At 33.6% G+C, this 9,537-nt stretch carries 7 protein-coding genes; 3 read left to right on the top strand and 4 right to left on the bottom strand.

Annotation, left to right across the window (positions count from 1 at the left end; translation table 11 throughout):
- The 4 genes from HMPREF2580_RS11130 to HMPREF2580_RS11115 all read right to left on the bottom strand — a co-directional run.
- Positions 1 to 3,216 (bottom strand): putative Ig domain-containing protein (locus tag HMPREF2580_RS11130; RefSeq protein WP_141756900.1); only part of this gene is annotated, 3,216 nt, incomplete at its 3' end.
- Between the two features lie 379 nt (positions 3,217 to 3,595).
- A complete protein-coding gene (gene bioB / locus HMPREF2580_RS11125) occupies positions 3,596 to 4,561 on the bottom strand; it encodes a biotin synthase BioB (RefSeq protein ID WP_070833076.1) in 966 nt (321 codons plus the stop codon).
- 187 nt (positions 4,562 to 4,748) lie between these two features.
- Complete coding sequence (locus tag HMPREF2580_RS11120) at positions 4,749 to 5,627, bottom strand: 5'-nucleotidase, lipoprotein e(P4) family (protein WP_070833073.1); 879 nt, start codon at positions 5,625 to 5,627, stop codon at positions 4,749 to 4,751.
- Positions 5,628 to 5,753: 126 nt separating this feature from the next.
- Positions 5,754 to 6,668, bottom strand: a complete 915-nt coding sequence (locus HMPREF2580_RS11115) for a LysR family transcriptional regulator (RefSeq protein ID WP_070833070.1) — start codon at positions 6,666 to 6,668, stop codon at positions 5,754 to 5,756.
- Positions 6,669 to 6,888: 220 nt separating this feature from the next.
- Between HMPREF2580_RS11115 and HMPREF2580_RS11110 the strand changes: the two genes are divergently transcribed.
- Genes HMPREF2580_RS11110 through HMPREF2580_RS11100 form a run of 3 tightly spaced genes read left to right on the top strand, consistent with a single transcriptional unit; the run spans position 6,889 to position 9,441 of the window.
- The gene (locus HMPREF2580_RS11110; RefSeq protein ID WP_070833067.1) at positions 6,889 to 8,208 is read left to right on the top strand and encodes a GntP family permease; all 1,320 of its coding nucleotides are present in this window, start codon (positions 6,889 to 6,891) and stop codon (positions 8,206 to 8,208) included.
- 20 nt (positions 8,209 to 8,228) lie between these two features.
- A complete protein-coding gene (locus HMPREF2580_RS11105; protein WP_070833064.1) occupies positions 8,229 to 8,984 on the top strand; it encodes an SDR family NAD(P)-dependent oxidoreductase in 756 nt (251 codons plus the stop codon).
- A 34-nt stretch (positions 8,985 to 9,018) separates the two neighbouring features.
- Positions 9,019 to 9,441 carry a lipocalin-like domain-containing protein gene (locus HMPREF2580_RS11100; protein WP_070833061.1) on the top strand — a complete coding sequence of 141 codons (423 nt, stop codon included), beginning with the start codon at positions 9,019 to 9,021 and terminating at the stop codon, positions 9,439 to 9,441.
- Positions 9,442 to 9,537 lie beyond the last annotated feature (96 nt).

The following is a 9,537-nucleotide window of genomic DNA, read 5'->3' as shown; positions in this document are numbered from 1 at the left end:
ACTATTATCTGTTGCTTCAATTGTTATTGAGTCAATTGGCGTGTTCACTTCTTTGGTTTGGTTCGCAATAGAAGTTACCACTGGTTTTGTTGTGTCTACAACTTTAATTGTGAAGTTCGTTTCTGTTTTATTGCCTTCTGCATCTGTTGTCGTCACTGTAATTGGGTAGCTGCCTACTTTTGTTGGTATGCCGCTAATTGTGTTTGTATTACTGTCGAAACTTACTCCGTTTGGTAACCCACTAACAGTATTGCTCACTGCCAATCCACTATTGTCTGTCGCTTCGATTTTGATTGAATCGATAGCTGTATTGACTTCATTAGATTGGTCTGCAATAGAAGTTACTACAGGTGATATTGTGTCCACCACTTTGATAGTAAAAGTCGTTTTCGTTACATTTCCTGATGCATCTGTGGTCGTCACTGTGATTGGGTAGCTGCCTACTTTTGTTGGCGTCCCGCTAATTATGTTTGTATTACTGTCGAAACTTACTCCGTTTGGTAACCCACTAACAGTATTGCCCACTGCCAATCCACTATTGTCTGTCGCTTCAATCTTGATTGAATCAATTGATGTATTTACTTCTTTTGTTTGATCTACAATTGTTTTAACTACAGGTGGCGTTGTATCTACTACTTTGATAGTAAATGTAGTAGTTGTTGTATTACCGTTCGTATCTTTAGAAGTCACCGTAATTGGATAGCTTCCCACTTTCGTTGGTGTGCCACTAATTGTATTTGTTGAAGCGTTGAATGTTACTCCACTCGGTAGTCCACTAACAGTATTAATTACTGTGTCTCCACTATTGTCTGATGCATTAATATTAATGTTATTCAGGACTGAGTTGACTTCTTGTGTTTTATCATTAATTGCAGTAACCGTTGGAGGTGTTGTATCTGTAACTGTAATTGTTATTGCTGGTGATACATTTGACCCTTTATCGGTTGAAGTTATTGATATAGTTTCTTTTCCTGTTAAAACAAAACCACTAGGTACAGACACTGAGAAATTCCCAGTACTATCTGCCGTACCAGATAACGTTCTACCGTCACTAAAGTTTAATGTAATTGTTGTATTAGCCTCAGCTGTACCCTTAATCGCAGTGTCTTGAGTAGTAATATTACTAGCTTTAGGCGCTACGGGGGCAATTCTGTCTATCATATCTATGTAAGAAGTTGCATAAGACCCCAATAAACGTTTATTAGCTGCTCCATTATCAGCTGTATCTAAATAATCCGTTTCTATCCATGATTGAAATGTTTCTCTATCACTTATTTGTGAGGCAATACTTTCCAAAGTATAACCACTCTTCAATTTATATTGAATTGTATAATTTCTTGATTGCCCTAATGCTCCATAGAATATATTTCTATCTAAACTTCCTCTAGCATCATTAAGATGCATAAGTGTATTTGTGTTTTTAATAGATATTTCATCAATTGTACTACTATCAAACATACCATCGCTACTTAAAGTACCATTTACAAACCTACTTGAACTAATCGGGTCACCCTTTACATCAGAAACGTAAATTTTTACAGAACTAGGATCTATATACGGTATTAAGTCTTTATTAACTTGTTCTTTAATATATAACACCCAATTATAGTCAGTTTGTAAAAAGTTTTCATCTGGCTTAAATGCATGAATAGATTTGATTGAGTTATCTGAGCTATCATATCTAATTCTGTTAACAACTTTACCTGAGGTAAACCCAGAAGACTGAGTCGTTTGAGGTGCTTTACTATAAATATTTGGTGCAATCGTAGTAACTTGAACACTTTCCCCCGCAATAGCTCCAGTATTTGTAGTCCAAGTATGTGTCAGATATACGGGTTTACTATTAGAATACCCTAAGCTTGCTATTGTTTGAGAATTCTTTAAAGTAATTAAAACTTCATTATTTGTTACTATTCCTTCCGTTCCCTCCACCGTTTTACTATTGATTGGTGCAGTCCAGTTTTGACCATTATTAGTAGTAGTCATGTAAACGCCATTAATTGTTATGTTTTGAATTTGACTATAAAAATCACTTTGTGAAAAAGAAAAATTTACTTTTCCTCCGTCTATCAAATCATTATTTTCTATCCAATTCGTTAAATTGAGTTTAATCACATTGCCAGTGTCATTTTGAAGTTGAGAAACTCCTGCATAACGTAATCCGCTGTTATCTTTTATAGTTGTTGCATCATATCCTAAATCGTTAAGTAAGTATGCATAATTGGGATTTGATGGTTTCGTATATGTTTTAGCCTTTGTGTCTTTAGTGGCTACAAGTACTCTAAATCTTTTATTATTATTTCTTGTCGTTGTCGTTGCAGTGACTTGATTCGTTAAGCTTGTTTTATTATCACTTAGTGGAATTGAACTTTCTTTTTTACTTTCAATTTTAGTCGTATCTTCGATAGGGGTTGTGGCATTTGTGCTACTTCCTACTGTATTTGTTTCTGTTGTTTCATTTGAAGTATTTGATTTACTTGAAGTTGAGTCTATGTTTGAATTTTGTTCTGAAGTTTTACTAGAAGTAATATCTGTATCTGTAGATTTATCTGTGGTTTTACTAGAAGAAGTTGAATCTGTGTCTTTAGATTGTTCTGTTGTTTGATTTGAACTTTTGTTATTATCTGTGGATTTCTCTGAGGTGCTCTCTTTAGTTGAATCGGTATTCACCAATTCTTCTGATATGTTATCTTTTCTTTCAGTCGTATCTTTATTATTTTCAGTTGCTTTTGTACTTTCGTTTGTTTCTTCTTTAGGTTGTTGTTGACTATCTTTTACTGTGTCATTTGCTTTATTGTTATCATTTGTTGTTGTTTTGTTATCACTTACATCTGATTTACTTTCTTCTGATGCATTTTCATTAGTAACCGGTTCGCTACTTGGTGTTTCATTCGTTTTCAGTTCTGTTGTGTTCTTTTCTTGAGCTAAAGATTGATTTTCATTTGTTTGATTTGTTGTTTTATCTGATGTCTCTTTCACTGATTGATTCGTCGTATTATCACTATTACTTAATTCTTCTACATCGACTGGCTCACTCTTATCTTTGGTACTATTCCCATTTTGAGAGGTTGCATTGTCTATCTCATCTGCTCTTGCTACGCCGCCAACACCAAATACTAATGTTGCGCCGATTAATAAGGAAGCTGTACCAACAGTGAACTTTCTAATTGCATATTTGTTAAGTACATTGGGCAAAAATCCTTGTTTATTTTTCATTTCAAAACCACCCCTAAAAACATTTCATACAATACTAATGATGTATTTATGTATTATAATGAGTTTATTATAAATATACAAATATCTTGTAACTATATATTTATATGTTTTATATTAATAATATATTTGTTTCTTACTAATTATGTTTTACCCTCAATCATAATTAGTATTAGTAATAAATATATTTTTTATATTTGGCCACGCACTTGATTATGATTCGAATTTTTAAGTTTAAACATGAGTAATTTTAAAAATTGAGATAAAGCTAGAGACTCAAATCAATCACTAATCAGTGTATAGGTATCAAATTGACTTTATTTTCAATAAAAAAAGGACATGGTTAACATGCCCTAGGTAAGATAATATCTATATTAATTTCTTAACAATCGATTTCAAATCCTAAATCTTCAATCATACGATAATCTTCTTCGTTAGGTTGGCCTCCGGTAATTAAATAATCTCCAACAAAAATTGAGTTAGCTGCTTTTAAAGCAATGGCTTGAAGTGACCGAAGATTGACTTCACGACCACCTGCTATTCGAATTTCTTTCGTTGGATTAATTAAACGAAACATTGCTATAATTCGCAAACATTTCATCGGTGACAATAAATCTAATCCACCGAATTTTGTCCCCTTAATTGGATGTAAAAAGTTGATTGGGATACTGTCCGCATCAATTTCTTTCAATGCAAATGCCATGTTAATCACATCTTCGTTCGTTTCACCCATTCCACAGATGACACCTGAACATGGAGAAATATTATTTGCCTTCATCATTTCAACAGTATGTACCCGGTCTTCATATGTATGTGTCGTTACTACTTCATCATGATAACGTTCACTCGTATTTAAATTATGATTATATCGGTCTACACCCGCTTCTTTAAGTTTTTCTGCTTGTTCTTCTTTCGTTAGACCTAAACATGCACAAATTTTCAATTGTGGATGCATTTTCTTAATATCTTCTACTGTTTCGCAAATATGATTCACTTCTTTATTAGTTGGACCCCGACCACTCATAACAATACAGTATGTCCCTATTTGATTATTTGTAGCCACTTGGGCCCCTGCTTTAATCTGATCTTGGTCAACTAATGCATAACGTTGCTTCTGTTTCATCTTTACAGATTGACCACAGTACCCGCAATCCTCAGAACAAATACCGCTTTTCGCATTGAGAATCATATTTAATTTTACTTTTTTACCATAATAATGCTTTCTAACAATGTAAGCTTCATTGAGTAATTCAAAGGTATCAATATTGGGATCTTCATATATTTCCAAACATTCATCTTGAGATAACCCATCGTGATAAAGTACGCGTTCTGCTAAGTTTAAATTCATCCTTTTTAACCCCTTACTTCTGAAAAATTAAAGTTCAACATGTACGCCCTTTTTAATGTAAACTTTTTATATATTTAAGTTTACATTAATACTTTCATGATTGAAACCTCACTTTCAAAAATAAAAAGCTACACCGATGAGATCATTCACCGACATAGCTATAAAATTCCTATTTAAACTATAAAAGTTATTTAACGTCGCCTGTTTTAGGATCAAATTGTTTAATAGACTGCTTTCTCAATTGATCCTTTTGCGCTTTACTTATTTGATAATTGTTGTTATAAATGGTTGATTCCCAACTACCATACATAGGATTTGGGAAAATAATGTATTTTTTACCAAAATCATCTTTATGTTTCTGAATTAATTCATCGCGAGATTGAGCAGTAGGTTGTTTAGGATCAGCGAAGTCTAATAAGTTATCACCAAATAACATGACTAATTTATGATGTTTTTGAACTTTCTCACGACGCGTTTCCTTGCTCTTGTCACTTTTACCTTTTAATAAAATATGACTGTCTGTAGCTTGAGGTAATCCTATATTTTTTAAATTCTGTTTCGTACCTTTAAAATCTTTCTCTTTATCTCTATCAGAAATGTAATAAATATCTACACCTTTTTTATTAGCATAATTTAAGAAAGATTTCGCACCATATACTGGTTTCGCCTTCGCTGCTGCGACCCATTCGTGCCAGCCTTGTGGATGGGGTGCATCATTAAGCGCTGCATAGCCTTGATATGGCGAATTATCTAAAACTGTTTCATCTAAATCGAGTGCAATAGCGAGCTTTTTCTTACCTTTATTCTTTTTAATCTCTTTGTCTAGTTGAACTTTCGCACTATTATAGCCTTGTAAATATAGTGCTTTCGCTTCTGCTGAATTTTGATACCAAGATACGGCCATAATATTTTCCGAACCAAGATTAGGATTCTTTTGTTGTTGTGTGGTTTGATGATTCTCATCTTGTTTTGCACGTGAATCACTCGCATATGTATTAAGTGGTGCAGAAATTGTAAACGCTGTTGCTAACGTCGCCGTCGCAATATACTTTGATAGTTTATTCATATATTCACCTCATTGAAAATTAATAAAAAATACTAATTAAAGTATATAGTATTTACAATTAAATTAGAATAGTCAGAATATTAATATTAGATATATTTTGGCTAAGCTAAAAGTATATAAAACATCTTAAATATGCTCTTTAAATCGCATCTTCGCGAGATTTAAAAAAACACTCGCTGCTTTTGAAATATCGCGATTTTTATTATAAGCAATTACCACATTATTTTTATAGTGTGTTTCATCAAGTTTGAAATATTGTATATTTTCATGAGTGGCCTTATTCTTCACACTTTTTGGTACAATCGTAAGGCCAATACCCGCGTTTGTTAAATAGAGTGCATTATCTATATTAATTGTTTCCATCACTGGTTTCGGTACTATATTAAAGTCGTTAAAGAACTTATCCGTAATTGTGCGTAACGTCATATTACCTTTCAACAAAATAAAGTTCTCATTATTTAATTGATGTATGGAAAAAGGAAGTTGATTCGTTTCTGTCGGATTATTATGCGCCAATTCGTGGGACCTTGGTATAGCAAGATAAAGTGCTTCAGAATATAACGTTTCGTAAGTAATTTGATCATTTCCAATTGGTAAAATCGTAAGACTAATATCCATCTTTTGATTTGCCAATAGCACTTCTATTTGATTCGCATTATCTTCTATTAATTCGATTTCAATTCCAGGATAACTGTTGATAAATTCCGGAAGAATATTGTACAACGTATGCGATGCTAAAAATGGATTTACTCCTATTTTCAATCGTCCTTTTTCTAAATTTGCGATTTCCTGTAATTCATATTCCATTTTCTGTTGTATCATTTCCATTTCATCTAAATATGCTAAATAACGTTCTCCTGCATATGTTAACGTTAGAGGATTACTCTCTCTATTGATTAGTTCTACGCCCACCTCATTTTCTAACTCTTTAATGACTTTACTAAGATATGGTTGAGAAACGTAAAGGTGCTTCGCTGCGTTAGAGATATTACCAAATCTCGTTACTGCTTCTAAATATGATTTAGTTTGTAGTTTATTCATACATAACCTTCTTTTTCTATTTATTTTATTTTCAGTTTATTCATTAAAATGCATACCCTCGCCCCAAAACATCATATATTAGTGCGTGATCCCCCACATTATAACTGTTTAGTTATTACCACAATAACTAAATACGTCTTTTACAAACCGCGATAACGAGCGAATAATTATAGTTATACAACACATTATTTTAGATTAACGAGTTAAAGGGGGGAGAAAAATGGAAACCATCGGAACAATTGGGATTATCCTAGGTATACTATTTATCATTTATTTAGCAATGAAAGGCTATTCTATTTTAATTATAGGACCTATAGCTTCAATCATCGTTATTTTAACTAACCGACTTCCATTTTTTGATTCTTTAATAGGAACAAAAGATTCTTATATGACCGGATTAGCTGGTTTTATTATCAGTTTCTTTGGTGTCTTTTTACTTGGTTCATTACTTGCAAAATACATGGACCAAAGTGGTGCAGCACAATCAATTGCTGAAACCATAATAAGTAAAGTGGGTACAAGTAACCCATATTCCATTTTAGTTGCCATATTTATTATTACAGCCATCTTAACATACGGTGGTATTAGTTTATTCGTGGTCGTCTTTGTTCTTGTACCACTTGCTAAACCTTTATTTAAAGAACTCAATATCGCTTGGAATTTAATTGGTATTCCAATCATGTTAGGGTTAGGTACTTTTACAATGACTATGTTACCCGGTACGCCATCAGTACAGAATGTAGTGCCGACTAAATATTTGGGTACAACATTAACAGCCGCACCTTTATTAGGCATTATCGGAACCATCGTCGCCATTGCATTTGGTTTATGGTATATGAAATTTGCCCTTAAGAAAAGTATTGCCAAAGGCGAAACGTTTAGCGACTTCAATTTAAATATAGACGAGTCTCAACCAACGCATAAAGAAACACCTAATATTATTTTAAGCATTTTACCTATTATCGTTTTAATCGCTATCAATATTATTGGGAGTGCCTTTAAAGTTGATAATATCATTCTGATTGGATTAGCTGTTTCAATTATCTTATCAGCGCTTATATTTCATAAATACATTCCTGTACACAAATCAGTGATTAATGAAGGTGCTATCAGTTCGGTGACACCAATGTTTTTAACAGCTTCTGCCATTGCATTTGGTACTGTAGTCACTTTAGCGCCAGGTTTTAATTCAATTAAATCACTTATTTTAAATATTCCTGGTAATCCGCTCATTAGTTTATCAGTTGCATCCGCATTGTTCGGTGTCATTACTGGTTCTGCCTCAGGTTCACTAGGTATTGTGATGCACGCATTTGGTAAACAATATGTCGATATGGGCATTGATCCAGAGGTGATTCACCGTGTAGCTACAATGTCGTCATCTATCTTTACTGTGATGCCACATACAGGATTTGTATTGACATTCTTTGCACTTACAGGACTTAACCATAAGAATGGGTTCAAATACTTATTTATTACTAACACAGGTTCAAACTTATTAGCATTAATCGTAGTTATTTTAGCATCATTAGTATTATAAATTTTTAGGAGGTTTTAAATATGAGTAGAAATGTTATCGTAACAGGTTCAGGACAAGGCATTGGTTACGCCATTGCTCAAGCATTTGATAAAGAAGGAGACCGTGTATTCATCTTCGATATGAGTAAGGAAGTTGCTGAAAAGGCAGCGCAATCACTAAACAATGGTATTGCCTATCAAGTAGATGTAACGGATGAAGAAACAATTCAATCATCTATCGAGGATATCACTAAACAATATGGTGCCATCGATGTTTTAGTCAATAATGCAGGCATTCAATTTATCTCTAAGATTGAAGACTTCCCTCTAGAAAAATGGAATCAAGTCGTCAACGTGATTCAAACAGGTACATTTTTAATGACAAAACATGTAATACCAAGTATGAAACAACAACAAAAAGGTAGAATTATCACAATTTCCTCTGCACATGGTGAAATGGCTGATCCATTTAAATCAGCATATGTCGCTTCTAAATTTGCGCAAATTGGTTTCACGAAAACAACTGCCCTCGAAGTTGTATCAGATGGAATCACTGCTAATGCAGTCTTACCTGGTCCAGTTCGTACATCATTAATCGAAAATCAACTTGCACACCTAGCAGAACAAGATCATTCAACAGAGCAAGAAGCGATGGAGAAATATATTACAGGTAAAATGCCTATGAATCGTCTACTAGAACCTTCAGAAATTGCTGACACTGTCATTTTCCTAGCGTCAGAAGGTGCCTCAGCAATTACTGGCGAAACAATTAGTGTGTCAGGCGGTTCTAACGCATAATATCTAAATAATAATTAAGAAAGGATGTCTTAAAATGGCTCAATTACAAGAACAATTAATCGGAACATGGAGATTAGTGAGATACCAAGATGAAACTGAAAACGGTGAAATCTTCTTTCCATTAGGTAAAGATGCCACAGGTTTCATTATGTACAATCCAGATGGCTATATGTCTGCGCAACTTATGCAACAAGGACGTCCAGCATACGAATCTGGCGATTTACACACTGGAACTACAGAAGAAATGTCTAAAGCAGCACATGGTTATGTAGCTTACGCAGGAAAATATGAACTAGATGAAGACAACTCAACTGTTTATCATACAATGGAAGTAAGCATGAACCCTACATGGTTAGGAGACACACAACCTAGAGTATTCACTTTAGAAGGTGACACACTCAGTATCATTAATGGAAATGTACCTAACCAAAAATTAGTTTGGGAACGTGTGAAATAACTATTTATTACAAAGTGAATCATTAAGCATTAATTAGGGAGCAGGACAGAAATATAATTTAACAAAATTATTTTCGTTGTCCAGCTCCCTTTTCCA

The organism is Staphylococcus sp. HMSC036D05 (genome assembly GCF_001836225.1).
Classification (GTDB): domain Bacteria; phylum Bacillota; class Bacilli; order Staphylococcales; family Staphylococcaceae; genus Staphylococcus; species Staphylococcus caprae.
Note: the sequence above shows the minus strand (reverse complement) of the source record. Positions and strands in the feature narration are given on the sequence as shown.

Bases quoted from the DNA above. Each gene is read 5' to 3' on its own strand.
- HMPREF2580_RS11100 (WP_070833061.1), top strand. From the start codon at position 9,019: ATGGCTCAATTACAAGAACAATTAATCGGAACATGGAGATTAGTGAGA.
- bioB (WP_070833076.1), bottom strand. From the start codon at position 4,561: ATGAATTTAAACTTAGCAGAACGCGTACTTTATCACGATGGGTTATCT.
- HMPREF2580_RS11115 (WP_070833070.1), bottom strand. From the start codon at position 6,668: ATGAATAAACTACAAACTAAATCATATTTAGAAGCAGTAACGAGATTT.
- HMPREF2580_RS11120 (WP_070833073.1), bottom strand. From the start codon at position 5,627: ATGAATAAACTATCAAAGTATATTGCGACGGCGACGTTAGCAACAGCG.
- HMPREF2580_RS11105 (WP_070833064.1), top strand. From the start codon at position 8,229: ATGAGTAGAAATGTTATCGTAACAGGTTCAGGACAAGGCATTGGTTAC.
- HMPREF2580_RS11110 (WP_070833067.1), top strand. From the start codon at position 6,889: ATGGAAACCATCGGAACAATTGGGATTATCCTAGGTATACTATTTATC.